Source organism: Pseudomonas sp. ERMR1:02 (assembly GCF_002277815.1).
In the GTDB taxonomy this organism is placed as follows: domain Bacteria; phylum Pseudomonadota; class Gammaproteobacteria; order Pseudomonadales; family Pseudomonadaceae; genus Aquipseudomonas.
Window position 1 is genome coordinate 335,826 of sequence record NZ_NKJI01000005.1, and the last position, 20,685, is coordinate 356,510.

The following is a 20,685-nucleotide window of genomic DNA, read 5'->3' on the forward strand; positions in this document are numbered from 1 at the left end:
TGAACACAAGATTGTGGTTCAACGTTGATCCTGTGGGAGCGGGCTTGCCCGCGATTGGTTTTCAGCAGCGCGGAAGGGTACGGTCAGAACCACTCATCCTGCATGTTCAAACACACATCATCCCGAGCTTCGAGAATCGCCAGTTCATGGTGGCAGCCCGGAATTTCCCAGGTCAGGAAGTATCGCGCCGCCTGTAGCTTGCCCTTGTAGAAGCTCACGTCCGTCGCATTGCCCTTGGCCAACCCTTCCTCGGCTCGGATCGCCTGTTCCAGCCAGCGCCAGCCAATCACCGTGTGGCCGAACACCTTCAGATACAGCGCCGAGTTCGCCAGGCTGCTGTTGACCTTGCCTTGAGCCAGATCGGTCAACAGGCCGATGGTCACGGTTTGTAGACGCGCCACCAGTTTCTCTAGCGGTTCACGTAACTCGATCAGCGATTCATAGGCCTGCGCGCGCTCGGCGGTATCGGCAATCAGGCGGATCAGTTGCTTGAGCCCCGCGCCGCCGTTTTGCGCCAGTTTGCGGCCCAGCAGGTCCAGCGACTGAATGCCGTGGGTGCCTTCGTGGATCGGGTTCAGGCGGTTGTCGCGGTAGTACTGCTCCACTGGGTATTCGCGGGTATAACCATGGCCGCCAAGAATCTGGATCGCCAGTTCGTTGGCCTTCAGGCAGAACTCCGATGGCCAGGATTTGACGATTGGCGTCAGCAAGTCCAGCAGTTCGTGGGCCTGTTTGCGTTCGGCTTCGGTCGCAAGGGTGGTGGTGTCGTCGAACAGTCGTGCGGCGTACAACCCCAGGTCGAACGAGCCTTCGACGTAGGCTTTCTGGGTCAGCAGCATGCGTTTGACGTCGGCGTGCTGAATGATTGCCACTGGTGCTGTGTTCGGATCCTTGCTGTCGGGCACACGGCCCTGCGGGCGCTCGCGGGCGTATTCGAGCGAATACAGATAGCCCGCGTAACCAAGCATCACCGCACCCATGCCGACGCCGATCCGCGCCTCGTTCATCATCTGGAACATGTAGCCCAAGCCATGATGCGGCTTGCCCACCAGATAGCCGACACACTCACCGCTATCGCCGAAATTCAGCGCCGTGGATGTGGTGCCGCGCCAGCCCATCTTGTGGAACAGGCCAGCCAGCAGCACATCGTTGCGCTTGCCGAGGCTGCCGTCATCGTTCACCAGAAACTTGGGTACGATAAACAGCGAAATACCCTTCACCCCGGCCGGTGCATCCGGCAGCTTGGCCAGCACCATGTGAACGATGTTTTCCGACAGCGGGTGATCGCCGCCAGAGATGAAGATCTTGTTGCCCTTGAGTCGATAAGTGCCGTCAGACGCAGGCTCGGCGCGGGTACGAATATCCGACAACGAAGAACCCGCGTGCGGTTCGGTCAGTGCCATGGTGCCGAAAAAGCGCCCGTCGATCATTGGTTGCAGGAAGCGCCGCTTCTGCTCATCGGTGCCGAAGCTTTCGATCAGGTTCGCCGCGCCCATGGTCAGGAACGGGTACGAGGTCGACGCCGCGTTGGCCGATTGAAAGTGGGCGAAGCAGGCTTGGGACAACAATGTAGGAAGTTGCATGCCGCCGGCGTCGAAATTGCGCGCCGCGTTGAGGAAACCGGCTTCGAGGAAAGCGTCTACCGCCGGTTTCACTTCCGGAATCAGAATCGCCTGGCCGTCCTCGTAGCGCGGTTCGTTCTCGTCGCCCTTGCGGTTGTGCGGGGCGAAGTACTTTTCGGCGATGCTGCGGGCGGTGCCGAGGGCGGCATCGAAGGTTTCGCGATTATGCTCGGCAAAACGCTCACGCTGGGTCAGGCCCTCGGCATCGAGGACTTCATACAGCTCGAAAGCCAGATTGCGGGAACTGAGCAACGTCTCGGACATGGCGGCCTACCTTTTATTGGAGTGGACCGAGTCTAGGCGTGGGGAGGGCGGGCTGAAAGGATGATTGATGAGGGTGATAAAGGGGCAAAACGAGGTGAGGTAAAGATCGTTCCCACGCTCTGCGTGGGAATGCCTCAAGGGACGCTCCGCGTTCCAGCCGCGCTGCCGATTTCGAGTCTGGCACCGATGGGACGCAGAGCGTCCCGGGCTGCATTCCCACGCGGAGCGTGGGAACGATCACGAGGGGGAGGTTTAGCCGATGGTCATCAGGCTGGCATTACCACCCGCCGCAGCCGTGTTGACGCTCAATGCGCGTTCGATCACCAGGCGTTCCAGCGCAATGTTGGATTCACCCTGTGACAGGCCCTGCACACCAACGATAGCCCCGGCACGCTTGGCAACCTGCTGGCAAACCGCACGCAACTGATCGGAATGGCCATGATGCAGAACCGCATCAAACACCCCCTCTTCCTTGTTCCAGTCGGAAACCAGCTTGATGCGCGCCTGAATCTCCTTCGGCAAGCGTGCGAACAATGCCTTGCTCAGGTCAGTTTCCGGCCATACCGCCGAGCCGCCGACGGCCAATACCGCCGCCAGTTGCGTCAGCAGATCGCCTTCGACTTCCGCCAGGCACAGCACGTGCTCGCGCGGCAGGATTGCATAGCTATTGCGCTCGCCGGTCGGGCCGGCCAGTACGCGGGTGATACCGCTTTGCGACTGCGCGGCGAACTGCACGCACAGGGCGCTCAGGTCAGCGAACTTGTTGTTGTCGGCCCAGGCTTGCAGGGCGGTCAGCGGCTTGCTCATGGCTTCACGAAGACGTACGTCCGGTGCCACGGCAGCATCACCGCGAGCGAAGGATTGTTCAATGGCATCGGTAGGACGAGTCGACAACAGACGGTACAGGTACAGCGGGCCACCGGCCTTGGGACCTGTGCCCGACAGGCCTTCGCCGCCGAACGGTTGCACGCCGACCACGGCACCGACGATGTTGCGGTTGACGTAGACGTTACCGGCGTTGACGTTGTCGATCACCTTGGCGATGGTTTCGTCGATGCGGGTGTGCACGCCTAGGGTCAGGCCGTAACCGGACGCGTTGATCTGGCCGATCAGTTGGTCAATGTCTTTGCGCTTGTAGCGAACCACGTGCAGCACCGGGCCGAAGATCTCCCGTTGCAGTTCGTCGAAGCTCTCCAGTTCGATCAGGGTCGGCATCACGAAAGTGCCGCGTTTGACCTCTTCAGAGTCGGCGATGGCCACCTGGTACACACTACGACCTTTATCGCGCATGGCCTGGATGTGCTTCTCGATACCAGCCTTGGCTTCGGCATCGATCACCGGGCCGATGTCCACGGACAAGCGTTCCGGGTTGCCGAGACGGCTTTCAGCCATCGCACCTTTGAGCATTTCGATGACGCGGTCCGCGGAATCTTCCTGCAAGCACAGAACCCGCAGTGCCGAGCAACGCTGGCCGGCGCTGTCGAAGGCCGACGATACGACGTCGATGACCACTTGTTCAGTCAGCGCCGAGGAGTCGACGATCATCGCGTTCTGGCCGCCGGTTTCGGCGATCAGCGGAATCGGACGGCCCTGGCTATCCAGGCGCCCGGCGATGTTGCGTTGCAGCAAGCGCGCGACTTCGGTGGAGCCGGTGAACATCACACCTTTGACGCGATCGTCGCCGACCAGCCCGGCACCGACGGTTTCGCCGCGGCCCGGCAGTAGTTGCAGCACGCCTTGCGGAATACCGGCTTCGAGCAGCAGGCGCACGGCTTGTGCTGCGACCAGGGGAGTCTGTTCAGCAGGCTTGGCCAGGACCGGGTTACCGGCGGCCAGTGCGGCAGCCACCTGACCACTGAAAATCGCCAGCGGGAAGTTCCACGGGCTGATGCAGACCACCGGACCCAATGGGCGATGGGCATCGTTGGTGAAGTCGTTGCGCGCCTGCACTGCGTAATAACGCAGGAAGTCCACGGCTTCGCGCACTTCAGCGATGGCGTTGGCGAAGGTCTTGCCGGCTTCACGAGCCAGCAGGCCCATCAGCGGCTGGATTTCGCCTTCCATCAAATCGGCGGCACGTTCCAGGATCGCGGCACGTTCGGCTGGCGGGGTGGCCTGCCAGATCGGTGCGGCGTTCAGGGCGCATTGAATGGCGTTGTCGACGTCTTCGACGGTGGCTTCCTGCACATGGCCAACCACGTCACGCAGATCGGACGGATTCAGGACCGGTGCCGGCGCTTCGGTGCTGGAGGCGCAGCCGAGGATCGGTGCGGCCTTCCAGTTGTTATGCGCGGTGGCCAGCAAAGCACAGGACAACGAAGCCAGACGATGTTCGTTGGCCATGTCGATGCCGCTGGAGTTGGCGCGTTCCGAGCCGTAAAGATCACGCGGCAGCGGGATACGCGGGTGCGGCAGACCGAAACCACCTTCCAGCGTCGCCATCTGTTCGATGCTGGCCACCGGATCGGCCACCAGCTCCTGAATCGAGATCGACTGGTCGGCGATACGGTTGACGAACGAAGTGTTCGCGCCGTTTTCCAGCAGTCGACGTACCAGGTAGGCCAACAGGGTTTCGTGGGTGCCGACCGGTGCGTACACACGGCAAGGACGGTTCAGCTTGCCTTCGGAAACTTTGCCTACAACCTGTTCGTACAGCGGTTCACCCATGCCATGCAGGCACTGGAACTCGTACTGGCCCGGGTAATAGTTCTGACCGGCGATGTGATAAATCGCCGACAGCGTATGGGCATTGTGCGTAGCGAATTGCGGGTAGATGACTTCCGGCACCGACAGCAGTTTGCGCGCGCAAGCGATGTAGGAGACGTCGGTGTAAACCTTGCGGGTGTAGACCGGGTAGCCTTCCAGGCCTTCGACCTGGGCGCGCTTGATTTCGCTGTCCCAGTACGCGCCTTTCACCAGGCGGATCATCAGGCGATGACGGCTGCGGCGAGCGAGGTCGATCACGTAGTCGATCACGTACGGGCAGCGCTTCTGGTAAGCCTGGATCACGAAGCCGATGCCATTCCAGCCAGTCAGTTGCGGCTCGAAGCACAGGCGCTCCAGCAGATCCAGCGACAGTTCGAGGCGGTCGGCCTCTTCGGCGTCGATGTTCAGGCCGATGTCGTATTGCTTGGCCAGCAACGTCAGCGACAGAAGGCGCGGGTACAGCTCATCCATCACGCGCTCGTACTGGGCGCGGCTGTAACGCGGGTGCAAGGCGGACAGCTTGATCGAAATGCCCGGACCTTCATAAATCCCACGACCGTGTGAGGCTTTGCCAATCGAATGGATGGCTTGTTCGTACGAGGCGAGGTATTTCTGCGCATCGTGCTCGGTCAGTGCGGCTTCGCCGAGCATGTCGTAGGAATAACGGAAGCCCTTGGCTTCGAACTTGCTGGCGTTGGCCAAGGCTTCGGCAATGGTTTCGCCGGTGACGAACTGCTCGCCCATCAGGCGCATGGCCATGTCGACGCCCTTGCGGATCATCGGCTCGCCACTCTTGCCGATGATGCGGCTCAGGGACGAAGTCAGGCCGGACTCGTTGTGGGTAGAGACCAGTTTGCCGGTCAGCAGCAGGCCCCAGGTGGCGGCGTTGACGAACAGCGACGGACTGTTGCCCAGGTGCGGCTGCCAGTTGCCGGTGCTGATCTTGTCGCGGATCAGCGCGTCACGGGTACCTTTGTCCGGGATGCGCAACAGCGCTTCGGCCAGGCACATCAGCGCAACGCCTTCCTGGGACGACAGGGAAAATTCCTGCAGCAGGCCCTGAACAATGCCGGCACGACCGCCAGCGCTCTTCTGATTGCGCAGTTTTTCGGCAATCGAAGCGGCAAGCTTGTTGGTGGCTTCAGCCATCGGTGCCGGCAGGCGCGCTTGCTCGATCAGCATCGGCACCACTTCCGGTTCCGGGCGACGGTAAGCGGCGGTGATCGATGCGCGCAGCACCGATTGCGGCAAAATGCTTTCGGCGAACTCCAAAAAGCACTGGTGCGCGTGATCGACATGGGCTTCGCCAGCGTCGTCGGCGTCTTTGCTGGTCAAACCGTTCAGCTCGGTCAGGGTTGCACCACCCTCGAGTTTTTCCAGGTAATTGAAAATTGCCTGCTTGATCAACCAGTGCGGCGTGCGATCAATCGAGGTCGCGGCAGCCTTCAGGCGTTCGCGGGTCGGGTCGTCAAGTTTGACGCCAAGGGTGGTGGTAGCCATGTTTTTGTCCTCATGTTTGCCACGACCGCGTGGCATCAGCTGGCGGCAAGATTAGCCGTGCAGGGAGCGAGGTGCAACCCGGTGCAACCCATTTTTCCTGGAATGTTACGCAGTTCGTCAGGAAACCAATTCTGCTAAGAATGTGCCGCTAATGTTAGATGTTCTTACTTCTTGCAGGGAATCTGCATGGCGCCGAAAAAAGCTAGCGAAAACAGTAAGTTCCGCTGGAGTGATTTCAATGTACGGCTTAAGCATAGAAAGCGGGTTGCACCTTTTTCGCCTGGTTGCATAGCATTATTGTTCAAAGGTGCAACCCGCTTTGCAGAAGGCGCGTTGCATTTCAAAAAGGAATGTCTGTAGCCCGAAGAGATGTTATTTGAAGGCGAATTCATCAGATGAAGTAGGGCAAATCTGATTTTACTGGCCTTGGGTCGAGTCCCTTTGCTGCTCATGCACAATCGCCCGCTTCCAATCTGCAGAGACACAATGGATGTCCACTTCTGCGAATCAATCGCGTTTCACGTTGTGCCTTCAAGGCGAGCCAAAGCTTGACTTCAAGGTGCTTGAATTCACGGGCATGGAGGCGATCAGCCAGCCGTATCGTTTTGATCTGGAACTGGTCAGCGAGAAGCCGGACATCGAACTCGAACCCCTTCTGCAACGTCAGGCGTATCTGAGTTTTGGTGCGCAAGGCCATGGTATCCATGGTCAGATTTTTCGCATTGGCCAAGGCGATTCAGGCAAGCGTCTGACTCGTTATCAGATCAGCCTGGTACCGCGCCTGATTTGCCTTGGACAACGCATCAACCAGCGGATCTTCCAGCATCAAAGTGTGCCGACGATCATTACGCAAATCCTCAAGGACCACGGCATCCTCGGTGACGCCTTCAAGTTTCAACTCCATGGTACTTACCCTGAGCGCGAGTACTGCGTGCAATACGCGGAAAGTGACCTGGCGTTCATCCAGCGACTGTCTGCCGAGATCGGCATTCACTACCACTTCCAGCACAGCCCCGATGGACATCTTCTGGTATTCGGCGATGGTCAGTCCGTTTTCCCGCGTCTGCCTGAGTCCACGCGTTATTTGCCGGGCAGCGGCATGACGGCGCAAACGCCGGTCGTCGATCACTTCAACGTGCGCCTGGAAACCCGTACCAACGCAGTGGTGCGCCGCGATTACGACTTCCATAAACCTCGCCTTGAACTGGAAAGCCGTAGCGACATCAAGCCACCGTGGGAACTGGAGGATTACGGTTTTCCGGGACAATTCAATGATCGCGAAGTCGGCGATCATCTGGCGGGGCGAGCGCTGGAGCGGCATCGTGCGGATTATCAAATGGCACAAGGCCGAAGCGATCAAATTTCGCTGACCAGTGGATACTTACTGAAACTGGAGGAGCATCCGCGTAAGAAGTGGAATGAGCAGTGGCTACTTACTGAAATAGAGCACCATGGCCGACAGCCGCAGGTTCTGGAGGAATCGGCGGGCAGTGACGACACCGATTATCGCAATACGTTTCTGGCGACGCCTTGGGATGTCTTCTTTCGTCCGCCGTTGCTCGAGAAGCCTCGTGTCGTCGGGTATCAATCTGCGGTAGTGACCGGCCCGAAAAACAGTGAGATCCATTGCGATGAATACGGTCGGGTCAAGGTCCGGCTGATGTGGGATCGCGACGGCCCGTTGAACGAGCAGTCCAGTTGCTGGCTGCGGGTCGCCAGCGGTTGGGCTCATGACCATTACGGCGGTGTGTTGATTCCACGGGTTGGCATGGAGGTGTTGGTGGGTTTCGTCGATGCCGACGCCGACAAACCTTTGGTCATGGGTTGCGTGCCCAACGCCGCGACGCCGGTGCCGCTGGACCTGCCGGCAGACAAGACCCGCAGCATTTTCCGCAGCCAGAGTAGTCCCGGTGGCGGTGGTTACAACGAATTGCGTATCGAGGATCGCAAAGGTGCCGAGGAAATTTCCCTGCGTGCCCAGCGAAACTGGGATCAGCAGGTGTTGCACGACATGCATGTGCATGTAGGGCGGAACGAATATCTGCACGTCAACGGTGATCGGCACATCAGCGTCAGTAGCCAGACCCTCAAGGCGAGCGGGCAGTTTCGTCTCAATGCCGGTAACCAGATTGTGATCGACGGTGGCGCCAGCGCAACGATTCAGGCGGGCGGGCACTGGATCAATATTGGCCCGGAAGGGATTTTCAGCAGCGTACCGATTGAGGTTGGTGGGGCATTGGTACCGGCCATTGGTGCATCAAGCACGCCTGTGCAAGGCGTGCCACTGAGCATGGTGCAGATACTCAACCTGAAAAGGGCTGCGCCGTTTTGTCAACAATGTTGCGAGGGCGGTTTCTGTGCAATCTGATTTTCTATCGCCTCACGCCTGGCTGGAGCGACAGCCGCTGCAACCGTCGGAACAACTGTTCGCGATCTTCAGCAACGCCAGCGCCGCCGAACCATTAAAAGCCTGGCGGCGTTTGACCCCCGCAAGAATACCGAGCCCGATCTGGATCGATACCGCCTATGCCGAGTGGGAAGCGGTGATGCCCTTTGTCGGAACCGTCGCTGCGGACAGTGAATTTTTGCGGTGGGTGGCGACTACGGCGTCTGGTGACTGGGGGTGGCTGGCGATTTCTACGGCAAGCCAGCAGGTGCTGGTCGAACACCTGTGCAGCCTTACGCAGGTTTTGCTCCCCAATGGCAGTACGGTGTTTTTCCGCTTCTGGGATGGGCGCTATCTACTGCCGATGCTTCAGTGTGCCGAGATCGATTGCGCTCAACTGCTGCCGGTAATGGGGCGATGTTTGATCAATGGGCAGTCGGTCGAGATCGGTAGCAACGCGCTGAAAACATCGAAGGTATTTCCATGGTGGGAAGTGCCCGACTCCGTGCTGAAGCTGCTCGGTGCTGAAGATGCCTCAACGCAGATCAACAATCTTTTGCAGTGGCTAAGTGAAGAGCAGCCGAGCGTTTTCGAGGCGTTTTCTGAAAACGTGCTGCGCAGCAAGGTCGCGAATTTTCTCGCAACGCCGGATTTGCCACCGGTGCCGAAGGCTGAATTGTTGGAGTACTTGATGGAGGAGCTGAACTGAATTGCGGGTGCGGTCTTGGCTGTAACGCCTCACGCTATCTAGCAGCTGGCGAAGCCTGCGTTCGGCTGCGAAGCAGTCGTGAAATCAGGCGATGCGGTGTTTTAGAGAAACCGTGCATACCGGGTTTACGACTGCTTCGCAGCCGAACGCAGCCTTCGGCAGCTGCTACAGGTAGCGTTGAAGCTGGAATCGATGGCCATCGTCCCGGATTCTGTAACTGCCCGCTCAGCCGCGAACCCCTGACTTGCAGGCCGGTAAAAGGTAAACTTCCCGGCCTTCGCAGGAGCAACCATGAATTATCGTCACGCCTTCCATGCCGGCAATCACGCCGATGTGTTCAAACACCTGACCTTGACCCGCATCATCGCCCTGATGTCGCGCAAGGAGCAGCCGTTTGCCTATCTCGACACCCACGCCGGCATTGGCCTGTATGACCTTCAGGGCGATCAGGCCAGCCGTACCGGGGAGTATCTGGAAGGCATTGCGCGTTTGTGGGATCAGCCGGATCTACCGATCCTGACAGCCGATTACATGCAGGTGCTGCACGAGATGAACCCGGATGGCCAGTTGCGCTATTACCCGGGTTCGCCGGAGTTGGCGCGGCGCCTGACTCGCCCGCAGGACCGTGTGTTACTCAACGAGAAACACCCTGAAGACGGGGTGTTGCTCAAGGACAACATGGCGGGTGATCGCCGGGTGAAAGTGCATCTTGGCGAAGGCTGGCATGTTCCGCGGGCCTTGCTGCCAGTGCCGGAAAAACGTGCGGTGATGTTGATCGACCCGCCGTTCGAAAAACTCGACGAAATGCAGCGCTGCGCGGCGTCGTTGAAAGAGGCGATTGGCCGGATGCGGCAAACCGTGGCGGCAATCTGGTACCCGGTGAAGGATCAGCGCGCACTGCGCCGTTTCTATCAGGACCTGGCCGGTACCGGTGCGCCGAAGCTGTTGCGCGTGGAGTTGCTGGTGCATCCGCTGGACACGCCGAACAGTCTGAACGGTTCCGGTCTGGCGATTGCCAATCCGCCGTGGGGGCTGGAGGAAGAGTTGCGTGAGCTGTTGCCGTGGTTGTCCAAAAAGCTTGGGCAGACCCAGGGCGGGTGGCAGATGGATTGGTTGATTGCCGAGTAATGCTCGGCCCTGTAGGAGCCGGCTTGCCGGCGAAGGGGCCGTAAGCCTTGCGGTGATTTATCGGCCGTCTTCGCTGGCAAGCCAGCTCCTACAGTTGATTTAGATCGGGCAAGTCACACCAGTACCGCCAATCCCGCAATAGCCTTCCGGATTCTTGGCCAGGTATTGCTGGTGATAGGTTTCGGCAAAGTAGACGATCGGTGCCTGGTCAACTTCGGTGGTGATCTCGCCGAAACCGGCCTTGCTCAGCTCAGCCTGGAAGGCTTGCTTGCTGGCCTGTGCTTCTTCCAGTTGCTCCGGGGTGGTGCAGTAGATCGCCGAGCGATACTGGGTGCCGATGTCGTTACCCTGGCGCATGCCTTGTGTTGGGTTATGCAGTTCCCAGAACATTTTCAACAGCTCGTCGTAGCTGACCTTCTCCGGTTCGTACACCACCAGCACCACTTCAGTGTGGCCAGTCAAGCCTGAGCAGACTTCTTCGTAAGTCGGGTTCGGGGTAAATCCGCCGGCGTAACCCACAACGGTGCTGACCACGCCTTCACGCTGCCAGAACCGCCGCTCGGCGCCCCAGAAGCAACCCAGACCGAAGATGGCGAAATCGACATTGTTGAAGAACGGGCCCAGCAACGGAGTGTCTTCGAATACGAAATGCTTCTCGGGCAGGACCATCGCAGTTTCGCGGCCAGGCAGAGCTTGTTCTTTGGTAGGGAGCATGTTTTTGTTCACCAGAATTTCCGAGCGCAGAACCATCATCAGTCCTCAGTCAGGGTAAATAGTCAGACCTGTAGGAGCGAGCTTGCTCCGGGCGGCGTTCCGACGATGGACCTGAGGGCAACACGCCGCACCAGGCAGCGCGCGTTATCGTTAACGTACATCGTCGGAACGCCGCCCGGAGCAAGCTCGCTCCTACAATAAGTTTACAGGTCAGGCGATCGGGCCGCGCGGGTAGCGTCTGAGCTTCTCGATCAGCTCGGAGCCCGGGATCGGCTGGTCGAACAGGTAGCCCTGACCAACGTCGCAACGGTGGCGGCGCAGGAAAGATAGCTGCGCGGCCGTTTCGATACCTTCAGCCACGACCTTGAGTTTCAGGTTGTGGGCCATGGCAATCACCGCGGAGGTGATTTCCATGTCGTCCTGATTGTCCGGGATTTCGTGAATGAAGCTTCGATCGATCTTAATGATGTCGATGGGGAATTTTTTCAAGTAACTGAGCGACGAGTAACCGGTGCCGAAGTCGTCCATCGCCAGGGTCAGGCCCAGACGCTTGAGCTGGTCGAGCTGCAAGTGGGTGTCTTCGGTGGCTTCGAGCAGCAGGCCCTCTGTCAGCTCAAGCTCCAGCAGGTTCGCCGGCAGCATTTCTTCCTTGAGGATGTTGGCGATGGACGCCACCAGGTCCGGATCGGAAAACTGTTTGGGTGACAGGTTGATCGCCACCTGAAGGTTGCCCAGCCCGGCGGCGGTCAGTTCTTTGCTCATACGGCAAGCCTGGCGGGCGATCCATTTGCCAATTGGAATGATCAGCCCGGTTTCTTCCGCGACGCTGATGAACTGGTCCGGCCGGATCATGCCTTTTTCCGGGTGGTTCCAGCGCAGCAACGCCTCCATTCCCAGCAGGCGGCCGGTGCGCAGGCAGAGCTTGGGTTGATAGAACACGTCCAGTTCGTTCTGGGTCAGGGCGCGGCGCAAATTGTTCTCGACGAACAGTTTGTAACTGGCCTCGGCGTTCAGTGCTTCGGTGAACACTTGCACCTGATGTTTGCCGTTGGCCTTGGCCTTGTGCAGTGCCAGCCCGGCGTTACGCATCAGGGTTTGCGGGTCGCGCCCGTGCAGTGGCGCGCAAGCCAGGCCCACGGAACCGGTCACGCTGATCAGCTGGTTGTCGACGAACATCGGTTTGTCGAGGGTCGTCAACAACTGGCTGGCAATCTGCTGGCCAATTTCAAGGTCGGTATTGTCCAGCAACACCGCAAATTCGTTACTGGCGAACCGCGCCAGGCTGCCGCTCGGGCTCAGGCTGTTGCGCAGGCGTCGAGCCAGGCTGATCAGCAGCTTGTCGCCGGTCTGGTGGCCGAGGCTGTCGTTGATCCGCTTGAAGTTGTCGATGTCCACCAGCAACAGGCTGATGGGGGCATCGCTGTCTCGGGCGAAGCGCTCATCGAGGTTACGGATAAACGCCGGGCGGTTGCCGAGGTTGGTCAGGTTATCGGTGTAGGCCAGGCGCTCGATACGTTGCTGGGCGAGCTTGGTCTGGGTGATGTCTTCGTAGATGCCGATGTAGTGGGTCAGTTCGCGGTTGTCGCCATAGACCTTGGAGATCGACAACTGGCCCCAGTAGGGTTCGAGGTTTTTGCGGCGGCTCTTGAATTCGCCCTGCCAACTGTTGCTCTTGGCCAGCGCCGAAGGCGCGTCGAACAGCAGTTCGCTGAGGTTTTCCAGTGCCGGCAATTCCGACAAGCGCTGGCCGTGGACTTCTTCGGTGCTGTACTGGGTGATTGCGGTGAAGCTTGGGTTGACGTACTCCACCACGCCGTCGCAATTAACCAGCAGAAAGGCGTTGGCACTTTGCTCGACCGCACGCTGGAACAGGTGCAGGGCGCTGGTGGCGGTGCGCCGGTTATGGTTGCTGATGACCTGAGCGAACTGGTCCGCCAGCTCGCCGGCAAAGGCGATTTCATCCGATTGCCAGGCGCGGGTTGCGCCGGTTTGCTCAAGGCACAACACGCCAACTACCTGACCGTCGACGCGGATACTGGCGTCGAGCATCGCGTTGACATCACGGGGGCGCAGGCTTTCGGCCATCTCCCGGGTGCGCGGATCGCGCATGGCGTTGTGGGCATCGATGGCGCGACCTGTGTGCAGGGCGTCGAGGTAGTCGGGAAAACAGCTAACGTCGATCGGTTGCGGTAGCACGTATTCCTGGTTAGCGCAGTGAAAGGCCGATATCGGCACCAGCATCGAACCTTCGAGGGTCCACAGGCTGGCACAGTCGATTGCGTAGATCTCGCAGGCGCTGCGGGTGATCAGTTCGGCGGCTTCTTGCAGGGAATTGTTGCTGCTGTAGCGCTGGCGGGTCAGCAGCAGGATCAGGTCCTGCTGGGCGCGCACCCGGTCCAGGTGCTGTAGTTGTTCCTGTTGAGCGCGCTGGTTGAGCTCCAGGGCGATTTGCAGGCGCGAGTTCTGGGTTTCCAGGTCCAGCACGGGCAGCAGTGGGTCGTCCTCGAACAGACCGTCGATGACCAACAGGTAACCGCGCAACAGGTGTCGATTGTGCTGTTTGTAGCCTTCGCCCAGCTCCAGCAGGTTCAGCGAGCCCGTGGCAGTGTGCAAGGTGTAGCGGATCAGGTAATGCGGTGCTTGGCTAAGTTGCTGCTGGATCGCGTCATGCATCTGATAGCGCGCTTGCGGCTCCATCAGGCTGGCGTAAGGCGAGCCAACCAGCGCACAGAGCTCTACGGCAGGAAGGCCGAACTGGCGTTCGCAATTGGGATCGAGAAACAGCAGCGCCCAGCTAGGTTCATTCAGCCGTTCGAAACGCAGCATGCCGAGCCGAGAGGGCACAGGCAACTGCGTTACTACCTCGGCCACCATACGGCTGGCGGCATCGGGTTGGCTTTTCATATGGAAGGAAACTCGCTTCGAATTTGCTGATCGCGCTGGGCTTTCGCCCTCTTTACTGTTGTCTGCGGCAAGGTTGCATCATTGCGACACCGACTGACAAGAGACATGAAGGCCAAGTGCTATAAGAATATGTCGGCAGAAGCGAAGAATTCTTCAATCAAGGCTAAAAGTAGTGCTATTACCGCAAAGATCGCAGCCTTCGGCAGCTCCTACAGAATGGACATCGTTCACTTGTAGGAGCTGCCGAAGGCTGCGATTTTTTATTTTCTTAACGCAACGGGACATGGGTTGAATGCAACAGATGGCCATCCCGGTCGTGATAACGCACTTGAATCTGTTCCGTATCGACGATGAGATGCGCGAAGTTGTCCTGGCTGACCACCTTGCCGGTGAGTTCATGTCGATAATCGCCTGTTTCGGTTCGAATCAGCGGTTGATCGATGATAAACGTGGAGTCTTTGGCATAGGGCAGCAGTTTGCTGTTGCACAGGGGCGACGAGACGATGGTGTGAACTTCGAAGTCCGGATCGGTGCTGTGAGTCAGGCGGCTGGTCAAGGAGCCGTGGACATCGCCGGAAACGAAGACCACGTTCCTGATCTTGTGATTGCGAACGGTCTCCAGCAACCGCAGTCGTTGCTCGGGAAAGGCTTTCCAGGCGTCATCACCCTGGCGTTTGCGGTCGGGGTAGAACATGACGCTGGTGACCACGAATTTGACCCGGGCGGGGCTGTGGATCAACCAGTCGCAAAGAGCCTGTTCCTGTTCGATATCAAGAATACGGCGGTCGTGGGCCGCGAGATTGCGTCGGGTGCGGCTGTCGGTGACAAACCACTCGATATCGCCATTGGCAAACTGATACCAATATTGTTTTAACGGCTGACGGGGTTGCCCTTGTCTATCCAGTTGGTGGGCTGGGCTGTGACTGGCTTGATACAACTCATAGGCGGCCATTGCATTGTTGTATAGATGCTCATCGGTTCTGCTTTTATTGGCTGGCCAGTTATCTTCGATTTCGTGGTCATCGAGGATCATATATGTAGGTGTGCCGGACATTAACTTGCTGATATGAGGCTGTGAAAACGCAGCGCGGTATTTGGCAAGAATTTCCTGGTATTCCCGATCGGGTGCGATGAAGTTCAAGTCATCGACATAGACCTGGTCGCCGGTCATCAGCATGGCGCTGATCGACGGTGAGGCGTGCTGTGCCAGATTTGAGATGGAAGCGAAGATCCGGTCGCCCAGATGTGGGGCCCATGGCGCGCCGGCGGTCATGTTCAGATAGCGGCATGAACCGACGATGTAGGCCCGTGGAGTCGTAATTTGGTTTGATTGTGTGCGCAGGCGGTAGATCTCCCGAGGCCATTGCAATGGCAGCTCCTGTACGGTTTCCACGGTGTGCACCGGGTTCATGGGGTTGAGCCATCCGGCCTGGTACTCGTATTCGGTATCGGCAGCAAGATCATGCAGAACAATGACATCAGACATATCGCGCAAGTCTGTCAGTTGTTTGAATGCACCGTTATTCCATTGTTCGTCACCGATCCGTCGATAACGAACGCCGGCAAATACCAAAGCATCTTTTTGCCATTCTCCACGTAAAAATATACGGGTTTGATTAGTTGTTGTGTGACCAATAATCGGCCCGACAGTTGGCTTTAACATATTCGAGTCCATCCGCTATTTAATTGATTCAAGGTGACCGGGTTATTGGCTGTTTTACGCAGCCGTAAACCAAAGCTAGTTTTTGAAACCCAAAAAATATCGAGTCGAAATGGACTTGAGTTGTGGGCGATATCAGCCACAAATGTAGGAAGGCAATTAAAAACTGCAGACAAAAAAAGCCCCGCCAAATTGGCGGGGTTGAGGTACGAGCGTGGCGCTCGGAAAACGTGAAACACGACAGGCCCTCCCGTAAAGGAGGGCCGTTCGCAGTTACAGCAGGATGGTGCGGATGTCCGCCAGCAGGTCGCTCAGACGCTTGGTGAAGCGTGCCGCAGCGGCGCCGTTGATCACACGGTGATCGTAGGACAGCGACAGTGGCAGCATCAGTTTCGGCTGGAAGGCTTTGCCGTCCCAGACTGGCTGGATGGTTGCCTTGGAAACACCGAGGATCGCCACTTCCGGCGCGTTGACGATCGGCGTGAAGCCGGTGCCGCCAATGTGACCGAGGCTGGAAATGGTGAAGCAGGCGCCTTGCATGTCGTCAGCGGTGAGCTTTTTGTCGCGGGCTTTGGCGGCCAGCACGGCGGCTTCGGCGGCCAGTTGCAACAGGCTCTTCTGGTCGACGTTCTTGATGACCGGTACCAGCAGGCCTTCAGGAGTGTCCACTGCGAAGCCGATGTTCACGTACTTCTTGCGAATGATCGCCTTGCCACTTGGCGCCAGCGAACTGTTGAAGTCCGGCAGTTCCTTGAGCAGGTGCGCGCAGGACTTGAGCAGCAGCGGCAGGATGGTCAGCTTGACGCCGGCCTTCTCTGCCACAGCTTTCTGAGCGTTACGGAACGCTTCCAGCTCGGTGATATCAGCCGAATCGAACTGAGTCACGTGCGGAATGTTCAGCCAGCTGCGGTGCAGGCTCGACGCGCCGATTTGCATCAGGCGAGTCATCGGCACTTCTTCGATTTCACCGAAGCGGCTGAAGTCCACGACCGGGATCGGCGGGATGCCCGCGCCACCGGTTGCGGCAGCGGCAGCGGCTGGCGCTTCCTTGGCCTTCTGCATCATGGCTTTGACGTAAACCTGCACGTCTTCTTTCAGGATGCGACCGTGAGGACCGCTGGCACCGACTGCGTTCAGCTCGACGCCGAACTCGCGGGCCAGTTGGCGTACTGCCGGACCTGCGTGAACCTTGGCGCCAGGCTTGGCCGGGGCGGCAGCTGGAGCAACTGGAGCCGGTGCAGCAGCTGGTGCGGCGGCCGCAGCAGCAGGAGCGCTCGGTGCGGCAGCGGCAGGCGCCGGAGCAGCAGCCGGGGCAGCGCCTTTGACTTTCAGCTTGAGGATCAGGTCGCCGGTGCCGACTTCGTCATCGAGCTTGATGGAAACGCTTTCAACCACGCCAGCGGCAGGCGATGGAATTTCCATGCTCGCTTTGTCGGATTCCAGGGTAATCAGCGACTGGTCAGCTTCAACGATGTCGCCGGCCTTGACCAGGACTTCGATGATCTTGGCCTTGCCAGCAGAACCGATGTCCGGAACGTGGATGTCCTGAACGCTGTCGGCTACTGGAGCAGCCGGGGCTGCAGCGGCTGGCGCAGAAGCAGCGGCAGCAGGCGCAGCAGCCTGAGCTGGAGCAGCAGCCGGTGCTGCGGCACCCGCCACTTCCAGATCCAGGATCAGGTCGCCAGTGCCGACTTCATCGTTGAGCTTGACGCTGATGCTCTTGACTACGCCAGCGGCTGGCGATGGGATTTCCATGCTGGCCTTGTCGGACTCCAGGGTGATCAGCGACTGATCAGCCTCGACGGTGTCGCCAACCTTGACCTGGATCTCGATGATCTGGGCCTTGCCCGACGAACCGATATCCGGCACGTGCACTTGCTGAACCGACGCGGCAGCAGGAGCAGCAGCAGGAGCAGCCGGCGCTGGAGCAGCGGCCGGTTTTTCCGCTGCTTTCGCAGCAGGCGCGGCGGCAGCCGCAGGGGCCGCAGCAGCGGCACCTTCGACTTCCAGTTCAAGCAGTTCGTCGCCTTCTTTCAGGCGGTCGCCCAGCTTCACTTTCAGGCTCTTGATGATACCGGCCTTCGGCGCAGGCACTTCCATGCTCGCCTTGTCCGATTCCAGTGTCAGGATGCTCTGATCGGCTTCGATACGGTCGCCGACCTTTACAAACAGTTCAATTACTTCACCTTCACCGCTGCCGATGTCAGGTACGCGAATGAGTTCGCTCACAGAATCTCTCCTCAGCAGTCCAGTGGGTTGCGTTTTTCCGGGTCGATCCCGAACTTGGCGATGGCTTCAGACACCACCTTAGGTTCGATATCGCCACGGTCAGCCAGTGCTTCCAGGGCTGCCAACACCACGAAATGACGGTCGACTTCGAAGAAATGACGCAGTTTCTTGCGGCTGTCGCTGCGGCCGAAACCGTCGGTGCCCAGGACTTTGAATTCCTTGGACGGTACCCACTGACGAATCTGCTCGGCGAACAGTTTCATGTAGTCGGTAGAGGCGATGACCGGACCTTGGCGGCCGTTCAGGCACTCTTCAACGTAGCTCAGCTTAGGCTTCTGGCCGGGGTGCAGACGGTTGGTGCGCTCGACGGCCAGGCCATCGCGACGCAGTTCGTTGAAGCTGGTAACGCTCCACACGTCAGCGCCGACATTGAACTGTTCACGCAGGATCTTCGCCGCTTCGCGGACTTCACGCAGGATGGTGCCGGAGCCCATCAGCTGAACGTGGTGCGCCGCTTCGCGGGTGTCTTCTTCGAGCAGGTACATGCCTTTCTTGATGCCTTCTTCGGCACCGGCCGGCATGGCTGGCTGCTGGTAGGACTCGTTCATCACGGTGATGTAGTAGAAGACGTCCTGCTGCTCTTCGGTCATCTTCTTCATGCCGTCCTGGATGATCACCGCCAGCTCGTAGCCGTAGGTTGGATCATAGGTGCGGCAGTTCGGGATGGTGGCAGCCAGCAGGTGGCTGTGACCGTCTTCGTGTTGCAGGCCTTCACCGTTCAGGGTGGTACGGCCGGCGGTGCCGCCGATCAGGAAGCCACGGGTACGGCTGTCGCCAGCGGCCCAGGCCAGGTCGCCGATACGCTGGAAGCCGAACATCGAGTAAAAGATGTAGAACGGCAGCATTGGCTGATTGTGGCTGGAGTACGAAGTACCGGCAGCGATGAAGGAGCTCATGGCGCCCGCTTCGTTGATGCCTTCTTCGAGGATCTGGCCCTTCTTGTCCTCTTTGTAGAACATCACCTGGTCTTTATCGACTGGCTCGTAGAGCTGGCCGACGGACGAGTAGATGCCCAACTGACGGAACATGCCTTCCATACCGAAGGTACGGGCTTCGTCCGGAATGATCGGAACGATGCGCGGGCCGATGTCCTTGTCCTTGACCAGTTGCGCGAGGATCCGCACGAAAGCCATGGTAGTGGAAATTTCACGGTCGCCCGAACCGTCCAGGATAGCCTTGAGGGTATCGAGTGGCGGAGTCGGGATGGCGAAACTCTGTGCGCGACGCTGTGGCACGAAGCCGCCCAGTGCAGTGCGACGCTCGGCCAGGTAACGGGCTTCGGCGCTGTTCGGTTGCGGCTTGAAGAACGGCAGGTTTTCCAGTTCTTCGTCTTTTACCGGGATATCAAAGCGGTCGCGGAACAACTTCAGGCTGTCGACATCGACTTTCTTGGTGTTGTGCGCAGTGTTTTTCGCTTCGCCGGCACCGGTGCCATAACCCTTGATGGTCTTGGCCAGAATGACGGTCGGTTGTTCTTTGTGGTTGACCGCTTCGTGGTACGCCGCGTAGACCTTGTACGGGTCGTGGCCGCCACGGTTGAGTTTCCAGATTTCGTCGTCGGACAGGTCTGCAACCATCGCCTTGAGTTCTGGCGAGTTGAAGAAGTGTTCACGTACGAATGCGCCGTCTTTGGCTTTGTAGTTCTGGTACTCGCCGTCGATGACTTCGTCCATGCGGCGTTGCAGAATACCGTCGACGTCCTTGGCCAGCAGTGGGTCCCAGAAACGGCCCCAGATGACTTTGGTCACGTTCCACTGAGCACCGCGGAACACGCCTTCGAGTTCCTGGATGATCTTGCCGTTGCCGCGAACCGGGCCGTCGAGGCGCTGCAGGTTGCAGTTGATGACGAAGATCAGGTTGTCGAGCTTCTCGCGGCCAGCCAGCGAGATCGCGCCCAGGGATTCCGGCTCGTCGCACTCGCCGTCGCCCAGGAAGCACCAGACTTTTTGCTTGCCTTCAGGAATGAAGCCACGGGCTTCCAGGTACTTCATGAAGCGCGCCTGGTAAATCGCCTGGATTGGGCCCAGACCCATGGATACAGTCGGGAACTGCCAGAAGTCAGGCATCAGCCAAGGGTGCGGGTAGGACGACAAGCCCTGACCGTCGACTTCCTGGCGGAAGTTGTTCATCTGGTCTTCGGTGATGCGGCCTTCCATGAACGCACGGGCGTAAACGCCTGGCGAGGTGTGACCCTGGAAGTAGATCAGGTCGCCGCCGTGTTCATCGGTAGGGGCCTGGAAGAAATAGTTGAAGCCAATGTCATACAGGGTCGCACTGGAGGCGAAGCTGGAGATGTGACCACCCAGGTCAGAATCTTTCAGGTTCGTACGCATTACCATGGCCATCGCGTTCCAGCGAACCAGCGAGCGAATGCGGCGTTCCATGAACAGGTCGCCAGGCATGCGTGCTTCGTGGGTTACCGGGATGGTGTTGCGGTAAGGCGTGGTGATGGCGTAAGGCAATTGCGAGCCGCTGCGGGTCGCGAGTTCCCCATACGGGTCATCAGGTAGTGAGCACGGTCTTCGCCTTCTTTGTCGAGAACCGATTCCAGGGCGTCCAGCCATTCCTGGGTTTCGACGGGATCGAGGTCTTGCATGGCTTGCTCCAGGGCGGAAAGGCTACCAGAATCGGTTGCCTGAGTTAGCGACTGGCCTTGTGGGCAGACGTTATGAATTCTTGGATTGCCGATAGGTTGTTCCGGCGGTGTGTAGTTTTACTACAAATCATCCGGCATTTCAGCCTTGTTAATGTATATACGAGTAGTAAAACTACAGATGAGCGGCTTGTGGCCCACGGCTGCGTT

Annotated in this window: 9 protein-coding genes and 1 pseudogene; 3 read left to right on the plus strand and 7 right to left on the minus strand. The window is 58.9% G+C overall.

The window, feature by feature from the left end; genetic code table 11:
- Nucleotides 1–83 precede the first annotated feature (83 nt).
- A complete protein-coding gene (locus tag CES87_RS12410; RefSeq protein ID WP_128606337.1) occupies nt 84–1,886 on the minus strand; it encodes an acyl-CoA dehydrogenase in 1,803 nt (600 codons plus the stop codon).
- Nucleotides 1,887–2,138: 252 nt separating this feature from the next.
- Nucleotides 2,139–6,092, minus strand: a complete 3,954-nt coding sequence (putA, locus tag CES87_RS12420; RefSeq protein WP_128606338.1) for a trifunctional transcriptional regulator/proline dehydrogenase/L-glutamate gamma-semialdehyde dehydrogenase — start codon at nt 6,090–6,092, stop codon at nt 2,139–2,141.
- Between the two features lie 490 nt (nt 6,093–6,582).
- On the opposite strand from putA, the gene CES87_RS12425 reads away from it, so the two are divergent.
- The 3 genes from CES87_RS12425 (at nt 6,583) to CES87_RS12435 (ending at nt 10,315) form a co-directional block, all read left to right on the plus strand.
- The gene (locus CES87_RS12425; RefSeq protein ID WP_128606339.1) at nt 6,583–8,460 is read left to right on the plus strand and encodes a type VI secretion system tip protein VgrG; all 1,878 of its coding nucleotides are present in this window, start codon (nt 6,583–6,585) and stop codon (nt 8,458–8,460) included.
- Nucleotides 8,450–9,187 (plus strand): DUF4123 domain-containing protein, encoded by a 738-nt coding sequence (locus tag CES87_RS12430; RefSeq protein WP_128606340.1) that lies wholly within the window; start codon nt 8,450–8,452, stop codon nt 9,185–9,187. The genes CES87_RS12425 and CES87_RS12430 overlap by 11 nt, the downstream gene beginning before the upstream one ends.
- A 291-nt stretch (nt 9,188–9,478) precedes the next feature.
- Entirely contained in the window at nt 9,479–10,315 is an 837-nt protein-coding gene (locus CES87_RS12435; RefSeq protein WP_128606341.1) for a 23S rRNA (adenine(2030)-N(6))-methyltransferase RlmJ, read from the plus strand.
- A 99-nt stretch (nt 10,316–10,414) separates the two neighbouring features.
- On the opposite strand, the gene msrA is transcribed toward CES87_RS12435, so the two are convergent.
- The 5 genes and pseudogenes from msrA to aceE form a co-directional block, all read right to left on the minus strand.
- Nucleotides 10,415–11,065, minus strand: a complete 651-nt coding sequence (msrA, locus tag CES87_RS12440) for a peptide-methionine (S)-S-oxide reductase MsrA (protein WP_128606404.1) — start codon at nt 11,063–11,065, stop codon at nt 10,415–10,417.
- A gap of 174 nt (nt 11,066–11,239) precedes the next feature.
- A complete protein-coding gene (locus tag CES87_RS12450; protein WP_128606343.1) occupies nt 11,240–13,933 on the minus strand; it encodes a bifunctional diguanylate cyclase/phosphodiesterase in 2,694 nt (897 codons plus the stop codon).
- Nucleotides 13,934–14,201: 268 nt separating this feature from the next.
- Nucleotides 14,202–15,596 carry an alkaline phosphatase D family protein gene (locus tag CES87_RS12455; RefSeq protein WP_128606344.1) on the minus strand — a complete coding sequence of 465 codons (1,395 nt, stop codon included), beginning with the start codon at nt 15,594–15,596 and terminating at the stop codon, nt 14,202–14,204.
- A 270-nt stretch (nt 15,597–15,866) separates the two neighbouring features.
- Nucleotides 15,867–17,822 (minus strand): dihydrolipoyllysine-residue acetyltransferase, encoded by a 1,956-nt coding sequence (aceF, locus tag CES87_RS12460; RefSeq protein ID WP_128606345.1) that lies wholly within the window; start codon nt 17,820–17,822, stop codon nt 15,867–15,869.
- An 11-nt stretch (nt 17,823–17,833) separates the two neighbouring features.
- Nucleotides 17,834–20,478 (minus strand): annotated as a pseudogene (gene aceE, locus CES87_RS12465) (pyruvate dehydrogenase (acetyl-transferring), homodimeric type).
- Nucleotides 20,479–20,685 lie beyond the last annotated feature (207 nt).